Origin of the sequence: Clostridium brassicae (genome assembly GCF_026738875.1) — a bacterium.
Taxonomy (GTDB): Bacteria; Bacillota; Clostridia; order Clostridiales; family Clostridiaceae; genus Clostridium_H; species Clostridium_H brassicae.
In genome coordinates, this window is sequence record NZ_JAPQFJ010000007.1 from 117,646 (window position 1) to 139,659 (window position 22,014).

The following is a 22,014-nucleotide window of genomic DNA, read 5'->3' on the forward strand; positions in this document are numbered from 1 at the left end:
TTTATTAATTATTAAATTTCATAGCCAATTTATCTAATGTCTTATTATGTACTCTATACACTGTCCATTCATCCATTGGAATTGCACCCATTTGTTTATAAAATTCAATAGATGGTTCATTCCAATCTAAACAAGACCATTCCAACCTTCCACAGTTCCTCTCTACAGCTAATTTAGCAAGAAAAGAGAGCATAATCTTTCCGATACCCTTTCCTCTAATTTCTGGCTTAACATATAAATCCTCTAAGTAAATACCTGGTTTTCCTAAAAATGTAGAAAAATTATGAAAAAACAACGCAAAAGCCACAGGTTCTTTTTTATACTCACCAATGATAACCTCAGCTATTCTTTTTTCAAATAAAGATTCTGTTAAGATTTCTTCTGTTGCTACAACTTCATTCAACATTTTTTCATAATCTGCTAATTCCTTTATAAACTCTAAAATTATTGAAACATCCTTTACTTCTGCAAATCTTAACTTGAAATCATTCAGCTTAGTATCAATCGTCATCTGGATACTTACTCCTCCTTTAACTTAATTACTATTAATTAATGTTTTGATACAAATATAAAATTAAAGGAGGAAACTTCCCTCCTTTAGTGCACAACATAGAAACATCATACGTTTATAAAACTTTCAAACCCCTCTACATATTTTGTAGGCAAAAATTCTATTATTTCATATTCTGCAATTTTGTTAACATAAAATGGATCTTCCTTGATTATATCTTTAACTTCTTCTTTACTTTCGGATTTGCAAAGAATCACTCCACCTATTCTTGGATTTCTTCTTCCTGAACAAATAAACTTTCCAAATGAGTAATACTTATCTAGATATTTAATATGGTTTTCTAATTCTTTATCAACTTCTTCTACTGATTTTATATATTTTAGTAATAAAATAAACATTATATTTCTCCTCTAAAAGTGTTTTAAATTTTATAATCTAAATATATCTTATGTTAATTGCAACACTATAAATAATCTACTCTTAAAATATATTATATATATCAGTGCCAATATTTTCAATGATTTCCTTGATTTTTATCAGGTATTTGTGATTTTTGTCAAAATTATTAAAGGGCCATACGGCCCTTTAATGTCATGAATAATTAAAAATTCAAACTAAAATATGCAATTTTGATTTAATCAACTTTCTCTGGTTTTCCACCTGTTTTCTTTATTCTATATAAATGCTCATTATTTAAAGTATCTCCTGCTTTATAGTAGATAAATTTCTCTGACACACCCACTACATCTTTAGCTTTTTCATCACTTACCTTAACTAAATCACTTCCATCATATTTCATCTTATAAATGTAATTGTTAGTATTATTTATACAATAAACATATCCATCATATACAGCATATCCCTTCAACAGTCCTTCAAAAATACATTTAGATCTTTTTCCATCAATATTTGCTCTATATAAATTTGAAGAACCATCTTTTTGTGATATACAATAATACACTCCATCCTCACTTGCACCTAACATTTTATTAGCTGTAACTCCTAAATCTTCTCTTGAAGTTCCATCTGTTTTCATTTTGTATAAACTTCCATTATTAATATAATAAAGCCAATCATCTAAAACAACTAATTCCTCTGCTTTATCCTTCTCTAACATAGATACGTCTCTTCCATCTTGCTTCATCTTATAGATTCCGCCCTTATCACTGCAATAATAAATATAACCATCTGAGATGCAGAAATTTTTAACAATGTCCTTAGATATTACTGTGTCGTTACTTCCATCTAATTTTACTCTATGCAAATTTACTCCATAGGCACTTACATAGTACATGTATTTGCCATAAGTTTGAATCTTTCCACTTATATCATTTGCTATTGTGCTACTTGTGCTTAAATCATTTTTAATTCCGCGTAAATATGAATCACTTAAATAATAATCATTTTTACTTCTTTTAGTCCACTTATCTTGAACGTAATATATTGTATTATTCTTTTCTACGAAATTTTGTATAGATGACTTCTGTTTATCTTGTTCATTATTGTTTTCATCATCATTATCGCTATTGCTACTAACCTTAGTACATGGGAAAAATTCGCTTTCTACATGCAATCCTTTATATTCCCACTTTGATGTAGCAGGGTTGTATTTATATGTTGTTTTAGCACTACACAAAAAATCACTATAAGAAACACCTACTAAATATATAGTTCTACTTAATTCTAAGCTTCCATCCCTATCTATATCTTCACCTTCATAAAATACTGTAATGCTAGGTCCGATTCCTATATTGGTTAAATATTTATAATGTTCCTCATCATCTGATGCAAGATTCACTATATAACTATTTCCTTTATCATCATAAACTTTTATGCTCTTATCATCTAAAAGTTTATATTTAAAATCTTGAGCTTTGGCTGGAATCATATTTTCATGAAAAATTTTATTTAATTTGTCCTTAGTAAAGGTATATATATATGTTGCATGCATCCCTCTTTGAGTATTTAAAAGCAAATCAATTTTTATATCACTTATTTTATCTTTATTAAAATCCCCTAAAGATATAGAGTTTCCTATTTCTTCACAACTAAAATTCTTTAATGAATCATAACCTAATATTTCTCCATTTGATGTTTTTTGAATGAATATTTTTAAATCCTTATAAGAATAATTTTCATTTACTCCTGCTAATATTACATTTTCCTTTTTCCCATCCCCATTAACATCTGCAGTTTCAATTTTAATAACTTTTGAAGAAAGACTATTTACACCTTTAATATAAAAGCTATCTCCCTCTTTTAGAGAAACAGGATTTCCAGGATTAGAATCTCCATCATCTTCTCCACTATCTTTAGTCACTACAGGTACACTTTTTAACTCTTTATTTGTATCTAAGTACCACAATTCCCCATTGACTATATTTATATAATCAAAATCATTTAAACTTTTTTGTGCTAATATACTGTGCTCTGTTCCATCAGCTTTTATTTTATGTACAGCACCTTCATATAAATAATGTATATATCCATTAAACACATTAACACCTGATACTCCATTTAAGAACCTCACACGTTCTAAGTCTCTACCTTTTAAATCAGATTTAAATATATCCCCTGAAAAGTTTTTATAATAAATATCGTTTCCATCTATATTTATAGAACTTACCTTCATACTTTGAGCATCTACATTTTTAACTATGCATTGCTTTTGACTTCCATCTGTTTTTATTTTATATATACCAGTTGCCTTACCAGACCTATAATCAAATCCAAAGTAATATATCCATTTATCTTTTAATAAAAAGAAAACTTCATCTGTAGTATTTTCTATATTTTTCAAAATTTCTTTAGCATTGTTTCCTAACAAATCGCTTCTCATTAACCTAGAATCTTGTACATAATAAAGGCTATCACCATCTATTTGGAATTGATAATTTACAGAAATGTTTTTACATATAACTTGTGGCTTACCAACCCCATCTTTTTTTACTCTATAAATGCAATACTCCTCTCCTTGTGTAAAATTACCACTGTGTGATACAAAATATATGTATTCATTAGATAAATAAAGTTTGCATATTCTACTATTACCTTTATAAAGTACCTTTTTAGAACTTCCATCTTTTTTCATTCTATATATACTATTACTTTCAGTTAAATCACTATAATATATCCACTCAGAATCTTGTACAACAAAAGAGGCATTTTGTACATTATTAATAGAAGTATTTAGCTTATCGCTACTCATATTATCTTTTATATAAAAGTCCATAGAAATTTCTTTTTTCAATCCTTTGTTGCTTTCACCTTTAACACCTTTCATAACTTTTAATGTATATTTCTCCCCTGGTTTATATCCATTATCACAAGGTGTTACTTTTATCGACTTTTTATCTTTTTCCAATTCTAAATTTATATTTTGAAATATTCCTCTTGAATCTACTACCTTAATATAATTTTTAGTAACATTATCAAGTTTGACTTTATTATTAAATTTAATTGTCCAAACCTTTTTCTCATTTACAGCTTGTCCTGAATTTAAAACCTCAGCATTTGCTTGTGATCCCAACCCTAGAGTTGCACAAATTAAAAACGTTGTTTTTGCCAATACTCTCATTGCCTTTTTCAATTATACCTTCATCTCCTTTACAAATTTGAATATTTAATTTAATTCAAACTCTATATTACTTAGTATTTTTATAAGACCCCCTTATATTGAGCTTATTAGGCTATTATATAATTAATTTTGACTTGTAAATTATAGAATATTCTACTTATAATTAACTACTTTCTATAATATACCTTTACTACTAATTATTTTATATTAATTCCTCTTAATTAACAACATTATTTGTCATATTGTTATTATATCTTACTTTTTTGTAACTTGTATCTTTTTGAAATAAATTTTACCATTTAAATAAAGTGAAGTTATCATACATATAAAAATAAAAGCCTAAATTATTCTAATATTGTATTGATACATATTAGAATAACTAGGCTCTTTTTATATTCTAAATCTTTTGTTACTGAATAATATTACAAAAAATTTTATTTAAGATAAATTACTTTTATTTTAATCACCATTACTATAGCTCTAACCATAAATAATCGCTCTTTTCTTTCATTATAACTCATTATAAATATCTTTTGCTTTGGGATATTTCTCTACAAATATTTTATTTGCAACCTCAAGCTTTTCACAATACTCCCTATACGAATCACTTAATATTTTTAAGTTAGGAATTAATATATCATAATAACCATTATTTTGTAAAAATCCCACTAATGATTGATGCATTTTAAATGCTATTGAATTTTTAAACTCATCTGAATTTCTAAGCTTCAAATATTCATCTATATTTTTCTTGTTATCTTCCAAATATACATCCATATTATCTACAGCTTCTAAAAGTGAATCATTCATTTTTTCCATATCTCTTTGTTCCATTAGTTCAAAGCTTTTCAATAGATGTTCTTCCAATTCATCTGAAAATTCTATATTTTTGATTTTATCTAACCAATTAATGATTTTATAATAGGCTTCTTCTTTTTCCTTTGTTTCAATTTTATCATCAAGGAACTGCCCAAAATGTATACATATATACATTCCATAAGGTCCTGGGAAAGCTTGTAACAGTCTTTCTTTAATTGTAAAATTTCTTTCAATATTTTCTTCTATATAGTCAATCGCTTGGTTAATATTATAATCATTTAACAGCTGCTCTAAGCATGTTTTTTTAGCAATTGACTTTTGTACTTCTAAATCCATCTTATATTTATATCTTGCTAAAGCACTAACTTTATTATTACTTGTAGTAATATTCTTAATATCAGCCACACTAATATTTAATTTCCTTAATACTGCAATCTCTTTTAATATTAATATATCATCTGCAGTATAATTTCTGTAACCATTATCTCCAATAGTAGGGAAAATCAACCCTTGTTCTTCATAATACTCAATAGCTTTTTTAGTTAAATTACATTTATTACAAACATCTTTAATAAACATTTTAATCACCTCATAATTATCATAGACCACCCCCCAAGGTGATAGTCAATACTTATCTAATAAATATTATATAAATAATTTTAATATATTCAAGCTTGGTATAGTAGAAAAGAATAACTTATATTTCATCTGTAAATAATATAAGTATATTTTAAAAATGAGAGGTGTTATGATGATACTTGCTGATGTACCTTCAATTGAAGTTATTTCTCTCAGTAGAGGAAATGCAAAAATAAAAATTGATACTTTTAATAAAAGAATAAAAATCATTGAATTAAATGGAAACTTAAATGAGTTATTAAATAAACTAAATCCATTAATTGAAGAACATAAATTAGCTAAAATATTTCATATTTGTACTGAAAAAAATTTGGAACCATTTAAACAAGAAGGATTTATTATTGAAGCAAAAATTGATGGTTTTTTAAACGGATTACCTGGATATTTTATTTCTAAGTTTATAACAACCGAAAGAAAGATGAGTATTAATATTCCAGAAGAAGAGGAGATACTAATTAAAGCTAGAGAATATATGGATAGAGATTTTTCTTATCTAATAGAAGATAAATTTATAATAAAAACGGCTAAAGAAAAAGATTCCGAAAAATTATCAAAATTGTATGATGAAGTTTTTAAAACATACCCTACTCCACTACATGATCCTAAGTTCATAAAATGGGCAATTAACAATAATGTATTATTTAAACTAATATTATCAGATAACAAGGTTGTAAGTGCAGCTTCTGCTGATATGGATCCAAGGTATTTAAATGCAGAAATGACAGATTGCGCAACTCTTAAACAATATAGAGGTGAAGGCTTAATGGGTAAACTGATCTATGAATTAGAAAATGAACTAAAAAAAACAAACTACAAAATTCTATACAGTATGGCTAGAGCTCTTTCACCAGGAATGAATATTGTTTTTTCAAAACATGATTATAATTATGGTGGTCGTTTAATAAACCATTGTAATATATGTGGTCAACTGGAAGATATGAACATTTGGTTGAAAAAATTATAAAAACAACTTTAACCAATAACTATCTAATAAGATTATACTACATAACATCCTTTCCTCTATATATCCTTTTAAAAATAGCTGTCTTAAAATAAAAATTGACATAATACAACAACCATTTTTTAATTTAATCATTAGTATGTTGTATAAAGTTTATTTTAAAACAGCTACTTCTCTTATTAACAAATGTATTTATAATATTTTTTATAAAAAATCATTTAAATGCTTTATATTTTTTCAAATTCTCCTTGTTTTATATGTAGTTCAATATCAATATCTGCTTTTTTATAACCCACTACTTTTATTCTATTAATACCTTTTTTTATTGGTATAGTTAGTGTCATTGTTCCTTCTGTTGTAGTAGATCTTTCTGTATTTTCAATAAGCGTATGAACTGTATTATCAGGTGATATTAACACAATTTTAGCCTTTCCACTTTTTACTGATAAGGTATATGGAACCTCCAAATTAAATTCTTTATTACTTTGGTACCTCCAAACAGTTCCACTTCCACTTAACTTTAACTTTCCTTTATAACTTCCTGACTGTATTGTTTCCTCACTTTCATCTAGTCCGAAAGTATCACTTTGATCTGCTATTTTATTATTATCATTATAAACCTTATCCATGGTATTATTTCCACATCCAATTAATAGACTAATTATGATAATTGCCATAAATATTGATATTATTCTTTTTTTAGATTTCATTTTCATTCTCCTTTACATTTTTCTCCTTCCTTACATTTTATAATACAATTGTAGCAGTTGCAATTAAGCCTAACGAAAAGTTAAATTTCAACGGTTGACAATGATATTTTTATATTGTACAATGCAAGTGAGTTTCGGATTAACTAACAATTGGTAAAAATACATAAGTTCACTAGTTGAAGGATATAAGAGAGAGTTTTGAATAAAACCGCCGAAGGGACAAGCTTTATTTTATCCCAGTAAAATAAAGTGAAATTTTCAGGCAAAAGAATTATATCTGAATAGACTCTGAATACAAACAGAGAGAACAGGCTGGGTTTTGTTCTCTCTGTTTTTTTATTGAATTTTTTTGTAAACCAATCAGAAGGGAGAGATTTTTATGCTAAATTTTACTAAAACTAAACAAGGTTATTTATTAGCTCTAATTGCAGGAATTTCATGGGGATTTTTAGGTGTCTTTGTAAAGCTTTTAAATAATTTAGGCTTTGAGTCTATGACAATATCTGCTTTTAGACCAACAATAGGAATAATTTTTTATATTATAGTAACCTTAATAAAAGATCCTCAATGCTTTAAAACAGATTTAAAAGGAATACTATTCTTCGCTTGTTATGGCATATTCGCCTTAGATGGAATGTTTATTTCTTCTAGTTATGCTGTTAAATATACAGGAGTAGCTACAGCTTCAGTTTTATTGTTTATAAATCCTATTATTGTAGTTATTTTATCCTATTTTGTGTTTAAAGAAAAATTTACACTAAAAAAATTCATAGCTTTAACTTTAACTTTGATAGGTTGCTGTTTAGTTGTAAAAGCATATGATAGTACAGCTTTCAAAGTGAACTTTATAGGAATAGTATGGGGAATTATTTCAGGACTTACTGTTGCAGTACAAAATATTTTAGGAAAAATCGCAGTAAAAAAATATTCTCAAAAAACATTTTTAGTATATACATTTTTATTTGGAGCAATATTTTTGTGGTTCTTTATACCTCCATGGACTTTAGTAAAATCAATTGAAAATACAAATTCATTAATTGCTATTCTTGGTCTAGGACTTTTTGCTACCATTTTACCAAATGAATCAATTCTTAGAGCTTTAAAATATGTTGAGTCAGGTAAAGTAAGTATTATTGCAAGTATAGAGCCTTTAGTTGCTTCTGTATTAGCTTTTGTGATTTTTGGTGAACTATTTGAAATTCCTCAATTAATAGGTATGGCTTTAATTATTTCTTCAATACTATTAATTCAATTAAAAGATAAAGAAAATGCTGAAGAAGAATCTCTAGACGATTACTTTAAAAGCAATATGCTTTTAAAAGAATCTAGCCACTAAGCTCTATTTTATATTTATTAGGGATAGGTTTTAGATAAGTGTTATTTTCTTCTTTAGGTCAGAAAACCTCTGAATTTTAAATAAGAAACATATGAAAAACCGAATTTTTCATATGTTTCTTTACTTTTATTCTAAATTTCCTACAACCAACAACTTTTTAATCGCTAATCCCTAGTCACTATTTTCATAAAAGCAATCCCCTTTATCCTTTTAGTGGTTAGCAACTAGTGATTTCTTTATCCCTATAACACCTAATTCTTAATTCAAATTTCCATAATAATAGGAAGAATGATTGGTCTTCGTTTTGTTTTTTCATATAGGAATGTTTCTACAGCTTTTTTCATACTAGTTTTTAATACATACCATTCAATGATATTATTTCCCAAAGATTTGTTAAGTTCACTTCTAACAATGGATTTTACTTCTTGAATTAACTCCTCTGATTCCTTTACATATATAAAACCTCTAGTTATAATATCTGGTCCCGCTATAATACTATAAGATTCTCTTTCTAATGTTACAACTATAGTGAGCATACCGTCTTCAGCTAAATGCCTTCTGTCTCTAAGGACTATATTGCCTACATCTCCAACCCCAAGTCCATCTACAAATACGGAACCAGTGTGAACTTTACCACATACCTTAGCTTCTTCTTTTGATATTTCTAATACGTTACCCATTTGTAACTTAAATATATTTTCATCCTTCATACCTAATTTTTTTGCTAAATCCACATGATGTTTTAAATGTCTGTATTCACCATGAACTGGCATAAAAAATTTAGGATGAACTAGTGCATGAATTAACTTTAATTCTTCTCTATATGCATGACCTGATACATGAACTTCTTCTAAATCATCATAAATTACATCTGCACCCTTTCTAAACAATTCATTAATTACTTTAGATATAAGTTTTTCATTTCCAGGAATTGGTGATGCAGATATAATAAATAAATCCTTTGGTTCAATGCTAATTTTTCTATGATTAGAAAAAGCTATTCTTGCAAGAGCTGCCATGGGTTCTCCCTGACTTCCAGTAGTTATTATGGTTATCTTGTTATTAGGATAATTTTTCATTTCATCTACATCTACAATACAACCTTCTGGTATATGTAAGTATCCCAACTCCATAGCTACCTTTGATACGTTCTCCATGCTTCTTCCACTGAAAGCTACCTTTCTTCCATATTGCAAAGAAGAATTTACTATCTGTTGCATTCTATGAATATTAGAAGCAAAAGTTGCCACAATAACTCTTCCTTCTGCACTAGAAAAAATTCTAGTTAAAGTATCTCCTATTGCTTTTTCTGATATTGTGTGTCCTTTACGTTCTACATTTGTGCTATCGGCCATAAGCAGCAATACGCCCTCTTTACCCAAGGCTGATATACGCTCTAAATCCATAACTAACCCATCAATAGGTGTATGATCTATTTTAAAATCACCCGTATGTAATATTACTCCCACCGGGGTATGGATGGCGATGGCACAAGAGTCTGCTATGCTGTGAGTGACCCTTATAAATTCAATTTTAAAATTATCTAATTCAACTATACCTCCAGCTTCTACTACTTCAAGCTTACACTGTGAAAGTATGTTTTCTTCACTCAACTTGTTTTCAACTAATCCCAATGTCAACCTAGTACCATAAACAGGTACATTTAACTGCTTCAATATATAAGGTAATGCTCCAATATGATCTTCATGTCCATGAGTTAGAAAAATACCCTTTACCTTATCCGCATTATTTAATAGATAAGTTATATCAGGAATTACTAGATCTACCCCGTGCATATTCTCATCAGGAAAGGCTATACCACAATCTATTACTATTATTTCATCTTTATATTCAAAAGCAGTTATATTCTTACCAATTTCTCCAAGTCCCCCTAAAGGAATAACTCTTACACTATCCTTATTTTTCATTAAATTCACCTCTTTATATTTATTTAGAATTGTTTTCGCTATTTATACGAATTCAATAATTTTTTATTATATTAATTTTAGAATTGTCTTTAAAATTATAGAAGATCAACAATTTAAAACTTTCCTTCCGTTTCCCTAAAGATATATTTTAAATTGGTGAGTTCATTATAATAAGAAATTACTATTCTTATTTGTTATAACTAATGTAGCATTAAGAGCTTTCATATGTTTGAGCCTTAAGCGAGTTTATGAAAGCCTAGATACATTAGTCATAACAAATTTAGAATTGTTTTCGAAATTATAGGAGATCAACAATTTAAAACATATCTTACTCTTATTTTGCCTTATATAAATAAATTTAATCCAAATGCAGATATTTTTTGTACATTTATATATAGATTAACACCTAACTTATAAGAAAAATAAATTATAGGGATCATATAAAAATTATTTAAAAATCTGTCGATATTTATTTAAAATTTTACCATTATTGGAAGGATTATTGATAAAAGCATAGAATTTTATATATTATATACTTATTATCATATACTTATAAAACGAGGTGAAGATTAATTGAAAAACAATAAGTCTAACTATTTAATTTTTACATCTTTAATAATATTATTTGTTATAAACACTATCACAGCTAAGCTGTTAACTAACTTAATTCTTAATTTAATTAGTATCTTAGTTTTTTCATTATTTATAACTATCATAATAAATAAAATCTACTGCAAAAAATTAGAAATAATTAAGGAGTTCATGTGGAAAATCAACAAAAACGATTACACAATAGATCTTAGCAATATAAGCGATAGTGGTTTTAAAGAAATAGCCGAAGAAATACAAAATCTTATTGAAAATTTAAAAGAAAACTTTAAGCAACAAGTACAAATGACTACTGAAATTACAGAAGTAAGTAACAAATTAAATTTTATAGCAAATGAATCTGGAGAATCCATGAATGCACTGCATACTTCTGCTGAATTCACTTGTGACGGTAGTGAAAAACAAGTAATGATGCTTGAAGAAATATCTAAAAATACTATAAGCATAGTAAATACTCTTAGATATATAACTGATGAAATGAAGGACACAGCATTATTTGCTGAAGAATCTATAGGTGCTGCACAAAACGGTATAAATTCAACTTCTAATATATCAAGCAAAATTAATGAAATCAAACTTCTTACGAAAAACACTCATAATGAAGCAGAATCTCTAAAAAAATATTCAGAACAAGTAGTATCTATGACAAATCTTATTGGTACCATAGCAAAACAAACAAATATGTTAGCTTTAAATGCAACTATAGAAGCAGCTAGAGCTGGAGAACATGGAAAAGGCTTTTCAGTGGTTGCTAATGAAGTTGGAAAACTTTCTAGCAAAACTACAGAAGTAGCAAAACAAATAGATAGTATTGTAACCACTTTACAAAAAGAAATAACCAATATAGCTAATTCCACTTTACAGGAAACTCAACATGTTGAAGAAGGATATAATGAGGTTCAAAATACTATAAAAGAATTCAACAAAATAAACTCTTCTCTTTGCACCAGCATTGATAAAATAAAAAAGATAAGTAAAGACGTAAACAATATAAATAACAATGGTCAGGAAATAGCTTCTAGTATTGAAGAAATAACTCAATTTTCTATAGAAATATATACACAAATGCAGGAATCTCAAGCTCATGTTAATGAAGAAAATAATGAACTATCCAATCTAAAAGAAATTTCAAGTAATCTTAAAACAAAGGCTGAGGATATGCAACAATATGTGGCAGGAAAAGTAATGGAAAACAGAATGCTAAAAGCTGTTGATTATATAAAAAATCAAGTTTCAGATAAAAACATTAATAAAACATTATTAGATAGATTATTAATAGATTCTAACGTAGATAGCATTATTATTACGGATAAAAAAGGTATAGTTAAATATTGTAATGATCAATCAGCTATTGGCCTTAATCTTTATGATGTAGATTCAAAATTTACTTTATTAAAAGAAGGCAAAGCAAACCATATTACAACCCCAATAAAGAAAAGAGCTGAAGATGGAAAATTATTTAAATTTCTGGCCATTATTCATGACGGTATTATTTATCAAGCAGGATTATCTGTAGACTCCTTGCTTAAATTATAAAAAGCACTTAACTTTAGGTATAGATACAATTTTTTATTCCTTGCATTAAAAATTCTCAAAGTTAAAAACAAGGAACCTATGAAAATTAAGTTTTTCATAGGTTCCTTCATTTTATACTAAACAACAAATTCTTTAATCACTAATTCCTAATTTCTGGTATCTAACTACCTTATTTAAAAGCTAGCGGTCTTTTTTAAGAATATAAACTTGCTGACTGTCCTTTGAATCTCCTGCTATATAATAAATAGAGTCTGCTGATACTCCTATTATATCATCAGCTTTTGTGTCACTTAACTTTACTGCTCCGCTTCCATTAGCGTTCATTCTATAAATGCATTTATCCTTGTAATCTATATAATATATAAATTCATCATAAATAGAATATCTACCTACTATTTCATTAGAAATCCATTTACTATTTGTTCCATCATGATCCATTTTGTGTAGAGATGATGCTGCACTATGTCTTACCAAATAATATATACCATTTTTATTTACACCTAATGAATGAGTAGCTATTTCTTCTAAACATTCTTTTGAAGTTCCGTCAACTTTAACTCTATATAGTTTATAATCCTTTGAATTTATATAATAAACCCAATCTTCAAAAACAGCTATTTCTTCTCCTGCATCTAAGCTTAATTTAGTAAGTTCTGTGCCATCTAGTTTCATTTTATAAATGCCGCCCAAAACACTGTACATACCATCAGTATAATAAATCCAATCCTTTACGACAGCAAAGCTTCTCACTCCTGAAATAGAAAGATTTGTATCAGAAGTTCCGTCTAACTTAACTTTATGCATACCTCCATTAAAAGAGCTTATATAATATATCCATTCTCCATATATCTGGATTTTGTCATAACAATTTTTTGCAATAATTGCACGTTCACCTGAAGCTTTGTTTACTTTATATAAAGGAGACCCAGTTAAACAGTAAGCTTCTCCACTCTTTGTCCACTGTTCTTCAACATAGTAAACAAACCCATCTTTTTCTATTAAACTTTGTATCCCTAAATTGTCTTCCTGTTGATTATTAGTATTTTTCTCAATATTACCTTCTTCATTATTTTCAGTTTCACTATTTTCTTGCGTATTAGCATTTTCTTCATCAGGTCTATTTATTTCAACTTTACTACAAGGGTAATTTTCACTTTCTACTTCTATATATTTATATTCCCATTTCCCTGTAGCTTGATTGAATTTATAAGTAGTTTTAACTTTGCATAAGAAATCACTATAAGAAACTCCTGCTAAGTAAATATTTCTACTCAATTCCAAACTTCCATCTTTATCTAAGTCCTCTCCATCATACCATATTGTAAGAGAGGTACTTAATCCTGTACTCATTAAATTATTATAATGTGTATCATTATCTTTACTAAGATCTACTAAATAATAAGCATTATTATTGGAAATTTTAATGTTACGATTACTTAAAAGCTCATATCCAAAGTCTTGTCCCTGACTTGGAATCATTGTATCATCAAATATTTTATTAAGCTTATTATTGCTTAAAGAATATATATAAGTGGAATGTATTCCTCTTTGCATATTAGTAAGTAAATCTATCTTTATATCCTTTACCTTGTCTTTATTAAAGTCGCCTAATGTTATAATATTTCCAACCTCTTGACAGTTAGAGGTACTTAATGCATCATAACTTATTATTTCACCATTTGAAGTATCTTGAACAAATAACTTCAAATTCTTATAGGCGTAATTTACATAATCCCCTGTAAGAACTATATTTTCCTTTTTTCCATCCCCATTTACATCTTCTGAAGTACATTTAATAATTTTTGAAGAAGGATTATTTACACCTCTTACATAAAAAGTTTCTCCATCTTTTACAGAAATATTTTCTTCTGACTCTAATCCATTATCACTACTTTCATTATTTAAATCTACTTTTTTTATTTCATCATGAATATTAAAGTACCATAAACATCCATTAACTATATTAATATAATTCGCATCATCATCTACTTGATGTGCAATAATACTTTGATCTGTACCGTCTGGCTTTATTTTATATATAGTTCCTTCACATAAATAATATATATACCCTTTAAAAGTATTTATAGCTGATACTTTATTCAAGAATGTTAGCTTCTGAATGTTGTTCCCCTTTAAATCTGATTTATAAACTATACCAGAAAAATTCTTATAATAAATGTATTCATCATCTACATTAATGGTATCTGCTAGCATACTTTGAGCATCAGTATTATTTACTATACATTGCTTTCCACTACCATCAACATTCATTTTATATATTCCAGTTTCTTTTCCTGTTAAATAATTAAACCCCCAATAGTATATTAAGTTATCCTTTATCATAAAGAAGACTTCATCTGTTTTGTTTTCTATATTGTTCAAAAGTTCCTTTGGATTTTTTCCATTTAAATCACTTTTATATAATTTAGAACTATCTACATAATATATGTTATTCCCATATATTTGAAATTGACTGTATGGAGATAAACTGTAACATATAGTCTCTGCTTGTCCAGAACCATCATTTTTAACTCTAAAAGCTGTATAAACTTCTTCTTTTGTATAAGGACTATGTGATACAAAATATATGTAACCATTACTAGCATAAAGTTGACAAATTCTATCTTCTCCTTTATATACAAGCTTTTTTGAAGTACCATCTTTCTTCATTTTGTATATACTAGCATTGTAAGTAAAATCGCTATAATATACCCATTCGCCATCTTGTACTACTAAAGATTCATTTTCTTTATTATTAGGTGAAGAGCTTTGTAAAACATTAGCTCCATCTTGTTTTATGTAGAAATCCATATAAGTTTCTTTTTTCAAATCTTTGCTCTTTCCACTTTTTAATCCCTTAGTAATTTTTAAAGTATATTTTTCTCCTGGCGTATATCCATTTGAGTTTGGCTTTACTCTTATTGATTTCTTATCTTCACATAGCTCTAACTGTGATTCCTGAACTATTCCCTTACTATTAGTTACCTTTATGTAATTTTTAGAAAAGTTATCAAATTTGATATTGTCATTAAACTTAATAGTCCATATTTTATGGCTATCTACTACTTGTCCAGAATTAATACCCTCAGCATGAACATCTGATTTAAATCCAATAATCATAAAAGATAAAAGTACAAAACTAATGCATGTCTTACCTATTCTTTTCAATACTCATTTCATCTCCCTTTTTATAGCTTGCCCCTCAATTCATTTTAGTAAAATAAATATATATTTGTTTTTCATTTAGAATTACGAATTTTGCATAATTAAAAATTTCAAATAGATTATAGAAACTTATAACTTATTAATTCAGTTTAGGATAAACAAACCTTCAAAAACTTAATTATATATATAAGTCACTATTTTATAATTATTTTACTTATGAATATAATCCAAACTAATAATTCATAAATAAATTCAAAGCACAATATTGCTAATAATACTATTTTATATGAAATTTATACATATAACAATATATTATCCTATTAAATTGTAAAAAGGCCAACAAAAGTTGACCTTATACTAATTGTATATGTTGATGCTTCCATTTTTATTAGTAACCTTTATTTTAACAGAATCATTTCCTAAAACCTTATCTACACTTTCTACTTCTTCAGTCTTATTAGGATTTAAGTCTAAATTTCTGCTGTGTATTCTTCCATAAGTTGATTCCAATATAAAGTGACCCTTTTGTTCCTTTGCAAAAGTCATTTTAACAGAACCACCTTCATTTATTATTTTTAAATCTTTATTCACTATATTTGAATTTTTAAATTCTACAGATCCATTACCAGAATTTATATCTACTTTACCTAAAATATTTACAGCTTTAATATTACCATAATCATTTTCACATTTAAAATCTCCAAAAATATCTTGTACATCTATCTTTGCATTTTTATTTTCTACTTCAACATTCTTCTTAATATTTTTCAAATATATTAGTCCATATTGATCTTGTGCCTTAACATTTCCTCCTACATTAATTATCCTAATATTCCCATTTGAGTTTTTAGTTATAACATTACCATTTACATCCTCTACATTAATAGTACCATACTCATTTTCAACACCTAAATCTTTTTCTATATTTTTCACCTTTATACTACCATTTTTATTCTTTATTTCAACTTTTCCTTTTATTATATCTACTTCTATTTTTCCATAAGTATTTTCGCAAATAACATCTCCACTTATTGAATTTAGATTAATATTTCCATTTGAATTTTTTACTTTTATGCCATTTCCAATGTTTTTAGCAGATATACTTCCATATTCATTAGTAACTTCTGAATAAATTTTTTCTGGGATTTTTATATTGATGTTTAATCGACTTACTGAATAATTACTATTATTTTTAAAATCTTTTTGTGTATCTATTCTTATATCTTCTCCTTGACTTACTTTTATAATCGAGTCAGCAATTTTTTTAGCTTCTTTTTCATCATTATTTAAAATTCTTATGTCTGAATTTACTTCAATAACTTGTTTTGAAGATTTTTCTAAATTTATATTTGCTAAATCACTACTTATGATAAGTTTTTTAGCAGTTTTAGGGTCAATCACCTGCTGTTTTGTAAACTTGGATTCAAATTTGTAATTTATATTATTAAATCCCCTGATATTTATTCCTTCCTTATTAAAATTGAAAATATGGCTTCCTATAAACAAAACCCCTGAAATTCCTAATATAATCAAGATTAAGAATCCACTAAGCCCATCAAATTTAAGCTTTCCTAAATTTTTCTCTGATAAAGTATTAGAAACTAAAATTTCAATTCCAAATATTATTAATATAACAGGCCACCATTTTATAATTTTTCCTACTAAAGTGAGATCATATATATTTCCAAGTATACAGGTTATTCCTATAAGTATTAAAGTCACTCCTAAAGTTATTGAACCAACTCTCCATTGACGCATTAATTAGATTCTCCCCTCTTACTAGGTGATTTTAAAAGTCTACTGGGGTCATTTATTACTTTCCTACCAATAATTAATTTTAACCCAATTACTATAAATACTGCTGAAAGTATACCAGTTTTTATTGAATGAATAGTTCTCCAGCCAAGTACTACATCTAACATAGGAAATATTATTTCATTAACTATACTAATTGCCCCCATAAAAATGAATATATATCCTAGTATTTTTGTTTCCTTACCTGACCAAGGTATCTTAATATCTTGATTGTCATTTGGCTGTACATTAAGTTCGTAACATTTTCTAACATCAAATACACTATAAAACCAGATTATAGGTATTAATCCAGCAACCATACTAAGATGTAATACATCCGCAAAACCTATTGCGATAAAAAATAATGCCATAAGTTGAAGTCCTTTTTTAGAAAGACCTAAATACATGTGCCCCGCACCTGGTATCATTGAAAAAAATAATGCCCAAAACTTTTTGTTTCTCAAAATTTCCATCTCCTTCATATTATCTTTCATTACCTATATGATAATATGAAAATCTTAATAAAAAACATTCTAATTTATTAAGATTTTCTTAACTTAAAAACTTTATTATATTCAACTTCTTATTTAACTTTTCAATGTCTATAAACGTATATAATAAAATAGGCTATATTTCAAGAAAATTGTTTATTGTATATATTTTCTTGAAACATAGCCTAAAATTATATCATCATCATAAAATTTTTATATTTGATAAATCTATAAATTATTAACCTAAACAAATGCTTATGCTTTAAACGCATTATCTGCATATGTTTGCCAGCTACTACTTGCAGGTGTACCAGTCACACTATATGATAACCCTCCAGCTGGACCTGTACTAGAATAATTAAATGTTGATCCTAATGTCCATGAATAATTCGTAACACTGTACGTATGGACATACTTACTTCCAACTTCAATCCATTTTCCTGAAACTTTAGGTACCACTCTTACACTACAATATGCATATTTATCTGCTGCATTTAATTTTGAATCGTCTAAATTGAACATAACAATACCTTTTAATCTATTTGTTCCATCCATATATGTTGTATACTGTCCTTCAGTTGTTGAATAGTATGATGCTTTAGATGCTTCCCATTCAATACTAATAGCATCTTCTCCTCCCGGATCAGATAATTTCCTATTAGCTGTAACACCTGCTGTTAGATAATAATAAGATTGTCCTGCTCTATGTGTAATATAAACAGTATGTTTTACATCAGAACTACCTTTTAATAAAGATTCCGATTTTGTTACTTTCACTCCCACTGTATTTAAAGCTTCTTGAACATCTTTAAATTCAACCCCTTCATTTTCCTTATCAACCGCATACCGAATAACTGTATTAATAAAGTCATCATCATTAAGCTGTTGAATATACTCTGCTGTAAAAGGAATCTTCTCTGTTGCCATTGCGTATGTTGGTTTCATGCAGTATAAACCAAATCCTATCAATAATGCTAATACACTTACAAATATCTTCTTATGCATTATCTTAACCCTTTCTTTTATTTTTATCATTAATCATTTTCTACATCAATTATATAAACACTGGAATCCCCCCTTTGTATTCTTAATTTTTCATCCAAGTTGTTTCAATTAATCCCTCTAAACTTACTTTAACATTTCCATCTTTTTGTAACTTATCTTGCAGTAAAAATGTACCATTTTCATATAATTTAATAGGAAATAAAGAATAAGTAAATTGATCCCCATCTTTATATATTAGAGGGCATATAGCACTCCAACTTCCCATATATGTTGTACGCTGATAAGTAGTTTTTAAGTTTCCTTCCAAATCATACTTTTGATGTTTTCCTTGTGTTACATAATGCTTTATTGGTGATACTAATCTTCCACCATTTTTATCATAAGTACCTATGCTCCGAAATATTACCTTATACTCATTATTCAAATCCTTTTCTATATTAGAAATAATAATTTTGCATTGTCCATCTTGATAAATTTCTTTTCCAATATTACTTTCTAAATTAGCCAAATTAAGCTCTATCTCTACTGGTGCCTGTAATTTTTTGTAACTACTTGCATAATTAGAATTACTTTGTAGATAACTCATTCCATTTGCAATAGTTCCTATAACTCCATTTTCAGTACATATAAACACACTAATTAATATAACTATTAATACTGATAATAGGACTATAATAATATTTTTCCTATCTGTTTTTTCTAAATTATTTATATCATTTGTTAATGTCTTTTCTAATAGCTTGTTATAAAAATTTTGAAAATTCCCATTATAAATACTCTTTGGTTCTTGGTTTTCACTTTGAGCCTTATAGAGTAGCGTCAATACTCCTAAACATGCTTTTTTTGCCTCTGTACTCATTTCTGAATCTTGTTTTAGCTGTTTACATAAGAATTGATATTCGTTTAAGTAGTCCTTGTCAAGTTGTTTCTTCAAATTTATAATTTCTTGATTTAAACCATACTTATGTTTCATTATTACCCCCTTTCAGAGAATATCATATTAAATACCATCTCTCTAAAATCAAACTATTTTTAAATACATTTCGTATAATATTAACTTTTTGTATTTTATATAAAATAGCTCTAATTATATATTAATATAATTAAGCATTTTTTTAAATTATTTCCAAATAAGTCAGTACCTTTTAAATAACAATTATTTATATATGGCTTTTATAACAATAAATTTCTTTATTTTCTTTAATTTCATGCTAATATACTTCTCTATACAAGTAATATCCTTTTTATTGTATTCTATTTAAAAATTGTAATATGCTTTTATATAAAAATACTATGTTTATTGCACTATAATTATGTGTAAAATTACTTTTATATAAATTTCTTACATACAATAAAATTAGGCTATGTTTTAAGAAATTTAAATTCTTAAAACATAGCCCTAAACTGCTAAAAATTCCACTAAATATTTAATAATGAAATGGTATATTTAAAATTTTTCTAATGCAATATTAATTTCAATAAGAACATCATCAACCAAAACACCTATACATAAAATCTTTTCAGTATTCATTTTCGCTTCAAAATCATGCCCATACATCATTGCTGGTGTAGAAATATTAATATTTATTCCATCATTAGCAAAATGAGTACTTGCATTTGCTGTTAACATATTTGAAAGTTCTGATAAGGCACTTTGTGCCATTTCATCTAACTCATTAACTGGCATCCCCATCATCATTACAGATGCAATTTTCTTAGCACCTTCCATATCTAAACAATATACAACATTTCCTTTAATATCTCCAACTACACCTAAAGTTAACATTACCCCTAAACTTTTTATGCTTTTTTCCTTAATACTAATACCTTGCTTTTTTATCTCTTTAAATCCAAGTTCCGGCATTACACTCAAAATAGAGTCAATAAAAGGATTTATAAACTTTACATCCACTCAGAATCCCCCCTTGTAAATCCTGCATCTATAGATATCTCACCAAAGATAGTTTCTGCAACTACTGATTTAGACTGGATTATAGTTTTAGATATATTTAAAGAACTACCATGGAATACAGCAGGAGGTGCTACACGCAATCCAAAAGCTTTATTTTTTCTATTCAATAAAGAACAAGCATTTCCAGCAATAATATTAGCAAATTCAGCCATCATAGCTAGTCCTTCTTCCCTGCTCTTAAGTTCTCTTTTTAGTATATGTTTTGCTAAACTATCTACAGTTTCATAAGATAAATCAATAATCATACTTCCACAATGTCTTCCTATAATTCCTACTACAATGGAAACTCCCTTTGATTCTTGAGTATCTTTTAATCCAGTTTCCTGTGAAAAGTTTGGAACAGTTTTTGCCATCCTATTCATATTATCTAAAAATGCCTCTTTAAATATATCAAAATAAATGGCTTCTAACTCTTTAAATAATTCTTCTCCTGACATTATCCTTTGTATTACTGTTGCTAATTCATCAGGATCTACTGGTTTTTGTATGTATCCAGATACTCTATTTTGTTTTGCCTTTTTTACAATTTCATCATCCATCATAGAACTTACAACGACTACTTTAATATTTGGATCTATTGAGTGAATTGCTCTTGTACACTCTAATCCATCAGTTCCTGGAATTGTCATATCCATCGTTACTAAATCTGGCTTTGTAGTTTTAACAACTTCTATAGTTTCTTCTAAAGAAGATGCATCACCAATTACTTCAAATCCTTTTTCGGTTAATACATCTCTAAGAATACTTATTGAAAAAGGTGAATCGTCTACTATTACAACTTTAATATTTTCCATTTTAAATCATCCCCTTACCATTTTAATAAATTTATTATAATTTAACTTATAACTATATCTTTTATAAAAGCTGAAATCTTGTTTATACCTCATAAAATTATTCGTTATTTTTTATAAAAACTGAATGTATTTATATCAAATTACCTTTAATAAACTTATTTTTTATA

Annotated in this window: 16 protein-coding genes and 1 riboswitch; of the genes, 3 read left to right on the top strand and 13 right to left on the bottom strand. The window is 27.2% G+C overall.

What is annotated here, in order from left to right:
* Window positions 1–4: 4 nt before the first annotated feature.
* The 4 genes from OW729_RS08645 to OW729_RS08660 all read right to left on the bottom strand — a co-directional run bounded on the left by OW729_RS08645 (window position 5) and on the right by OW729_RS08660 (window position 5,486).
* Window positions 5–511: a GNAT family N-acetyltransferase gene (locus tag OW729_RS08645; RefSeq protein WP_407647653.1), complete on the bottom strand. Its 507-nt coding sequence runs from the start codon at window positions 509–511 to the stop codon at window positions 5–7.
* A gap of 107 nt (window positions 512–618) precedes the next feature.
* Entirely contained in the window at window positions 619–909 is a 291-nt protein-coding gene (locus OW729_RS08650) for a YciI family protein (RefSeq protein WP_268061090.1), read from the bottom strand.
* 236 nt (window positions 910–1,145) lie between these two features.
* A complete protein-coding gene (locus OW729_RS08655; RefSeq protein WP_268061091.1) occupies window positions 1,146–4,100 on the bottom strand; it encodes a DUF5050 domain-containing protein in 2,955 nt (984 codons plus the stop codon).
* A 498-nt stretch (window positions 4,101–4,598) separates the two neighbouring features.
* On the bottom strand, window positions 4,599–5,486 hold the full coding sequence (locus OW729_RS08660; RefSeq protein WP_268061092.1) for a MerR family transcriptional regulator: 888 nt from the start codon (window positions 5,484–5,486) through the stop codon (window positions 4,599–4,601).
* Between the two features lie 169 nt (window positions 5,487–5,655).
* On the opposite strand from OW729_RS08660, the gene ablB reads away from it, so the two are divergent.
* Window positions 5,656–6,510, top strand: a complete 855-nt coding sequence (gene ablB, locus OW729_RS08665) for a putative beta-lysine N-acetyltransferase (RefSeq protein WP_268061093.1) — start codon at window positions 5,656–5,658, stop codon at window positions 6,508–6,510.
* Between the two features lie 224 nt (window positions 6,511–6,734).
* On the opposite strand, the gene OW729_RS08670 is transcribed toward ablB, so the two are convergent.
* Complete coding sequence (locus OW729_RS08670) at window positions 6,735–7,217, bottom strand: 50S ribosomal protein L7ae (protein WP_268061094.1); 483 nt, start codon at window positions 7,215–7,217, stop codon at window positions 6,735–6,737.
* 176 nt (window positions 7,218–7,393) lie between these two features.
* A riboswitch (glycine riboswitch) is annotated at window positions 7,394–7,501 on the top strand.
* Between the two features lie 95 nt (window positions 7,502–7,596).
* On the opposite strand from OW729_RS08670, the gene OW729_RS08675 reads away from it, so the two are divergent.
* Window positions 7,597–8,553, top strand: a complete 957-nt coding sequence (locus tag OW729_RS08675) for a DMT family transporter (RefSeq protein ID WP_268061095.1) — start codon at window positions 7,597–7,599, stop codon at window positions 8,551–8,553.
* A gap of 263 nt (window positions 8,554–8,816) precedes the next feature.
* Here OW729_RS08675 and OW729_RS08680 read toward each other — a convergent pair whose 3' ends face one another.
* On the bottom strand, window positions 8,817–10,481 hold the full coding sequence (locus tag OW729_RS08680) for a ribonuclease J (RefSeq protein ID WP_268061096.1): 1,665 nt from the start codon (window positions 10,479–10,481) through the stop codon (window positions 8,817–8,819).
* 573 nt (window positions 10,482–11,054) lie between these two features.
* Here OW729_RS08680 and OW729_RS08685 point away from each other — a divergent pair.
* Entirely contained in the window at window positions 11,055–12,626 is a 1,572-nt protein-coding gene (locus OW729_RS08685; RefSeq protein ID WP_268061097.1) for a methyl-accepting chemotaxis protein, read from the top strand.
* Between the two features lie 180 nt (window positions 12,627–12,806).
* On the opposite strand, the gene OW729_RS08690 is transcribed toward OW729_RS08685, so the two are convergent.
* The 7 genes from OW729_RS08690 to OW729_RS08720 all read right to left on the bottom strand — a co-directional run bounded on the left by OW729_RS08690 (window position 12,807) and on the right by OW729_RS08720 (window position 21,847).
* Complete coding sequence (locus OW729_RS08690) at window positions 12,807–15,794, bottom strand: DUF5050 domain-containing protein (RefSeq protein ID WP_268061098.1); 2,988 nt, start codon at window positions 15,792–15,794, stop codon at window positions 12,807–12,809.
* 354 nt (window positions 15,795–16,148) lie between these two features.
* Entirely contained in the window at window positions 16,149–17,549 is a 1,401-nt protein-coding gene (locus tag OW729_RS08695) for a hypothetical protein (RefSeq protein WP_268061099.1), read from the bottom strand.
* A complete protein-coding gene (locus OW729_RS08700) occupies window positions 17,549–18,049 on the bottom strand; it encodes a hypothetical protein (RefSeq protein WP_268061100.1) in 501 nt (166 codons plus the stop codon). Before OW729_RS08700 ends, OW729_RS08695 begins: the two co-directional genes overlap by 1 nt.
* 282 nt (window positions 18,050–18,331) lie before the next feature.
* The gene (locus OW729_RS08705; protein WP_268061101.1) at window positions 18,332–19,081 is read right to left on the bottom strand and encodes a hypothetical protein; all 750 of its coding nucleotides are present in this window, start codon (window positions 19,079–19,081) and stop codon (window positions 18,332–18,334) included.
* Window positions 19,082–19,163: 82 nt separating this feature from the next.
* Window positions 19,164–20,054, bottom strand: a complete 891-nt coding sequence (locus OW729_RS08710; protein ID WP_268061102.1) for a hypothetical protein — start codon at window positions 20,052–20,054, stop codon at window positions 19,164–19,166.
* 474 nt (window positions 20,055–20,528) lie between these two features.
* Window positions 20,529–20,993, bottom strand: coding sequence for a chemotaxis protein CheX (locus tag OW729_RS08715; protein ID WP_268061103.1), 465 nt, complete (start codon window positions 20,991–20,993; stop codon window positions 20,529–20,531).
* Window positions 20,984–21,847 carry a response regulator gene (locus tag OW729_RS08720; RefSeq protein WP_268061104.1) on the bottom strand — a complete coding sequence of 288 codons (864 nt, stop codon included), beginning with the start codon at window positions 21,845–21,847 and terminating at the stop codon, window positions 20,984–20,986. Before OW729_RS08720 ends, OW729_RS08715 begins: the two co-directional genes overlap by 10 nt.
* Between the last annotated feature and the right edge of the window lie 167 nt (window positions 21,848–22,014).

Excerpts from the sequence above, each read along its gene's own strand:
- OW729_RS08680 (WP_268061096.1), bottom strand. The coding sequence starts at position 10,481 with ATGAAAAATAAGGATAGTGTAAGAGTTATTCCTTTAGGGGGACTTGGA.
- OW729_RS08695 (WP_268061099.1), bottom strand. The coding sequence starts at position 17,549 with ATGCGTCAATGGAGAGTTGGTTCAATAACTTTAGGAGTGACTTTAATA.
- OW729_RS08660 (WP_268061092.1), bottom strand. The coding sequence starts at position 5,486 with ATGTTTATTAAAGATGTTTGTAATAAATGTAATTTAACTAAAAAAGCT.
- OW729_RS08670 (WP_268061094.1), bottom strand. The coding sequence starts at position 7,217 with ATGAAATCTAAAAAAAGAATAATATCAATATTTATGGCAATTATCATA.
- OW729_RS08675 (WP_268061095.1), top strand. The coding sequence starts at position 7,597 with ATGCTAAATTTTACTAAAACTAAACAAGGTTATTTATTAGCTCTAATT.
- OW729_RS08645 (WP_407647653.1), bottom strand. The coding sequence starts at position 511 with ATGACGATTGATACTAAGCTGAATGATTTCAAGTTAAGATTTGCAGAA.
- OW729_RS08650 (WP_268061090.1), bottom strand. The coding sequence starts at position 909 with ATGTTTATTTTATTACTAAAATATATAAAATCAGTAGAAGAAGTTGAT.
- ablB (WP_268061093.1), top strand. The coding sequence starts at position 5,656 with ATGATGATACTTGCTGATGTACCTTCAATTGAAGTTATTTCTCTCAGT.
- OW729_RS08705 (WP_268061101.1), bottom strand. The coding sequence starts at position 19,081 with ATGCATAAGAAGATATTTGTAAGTGTATTAGCATTATTGATAGGATTT.
- OW729_RS08710 (WP_268061102.1), bottom strand. The coding sequence starts at position 20,054 with ATGAAACATAAGTATGGTTTAAATCAAGAAATTATAAATTTGAAGAAA.
- OW729_RS08720 (WP_268061104.1), bottom strand. The coding sequence starts at position 21,847 with ATGGAAAATATTAAAGTTGTAATAGTAGACGATTCACCTTTTTCAATA.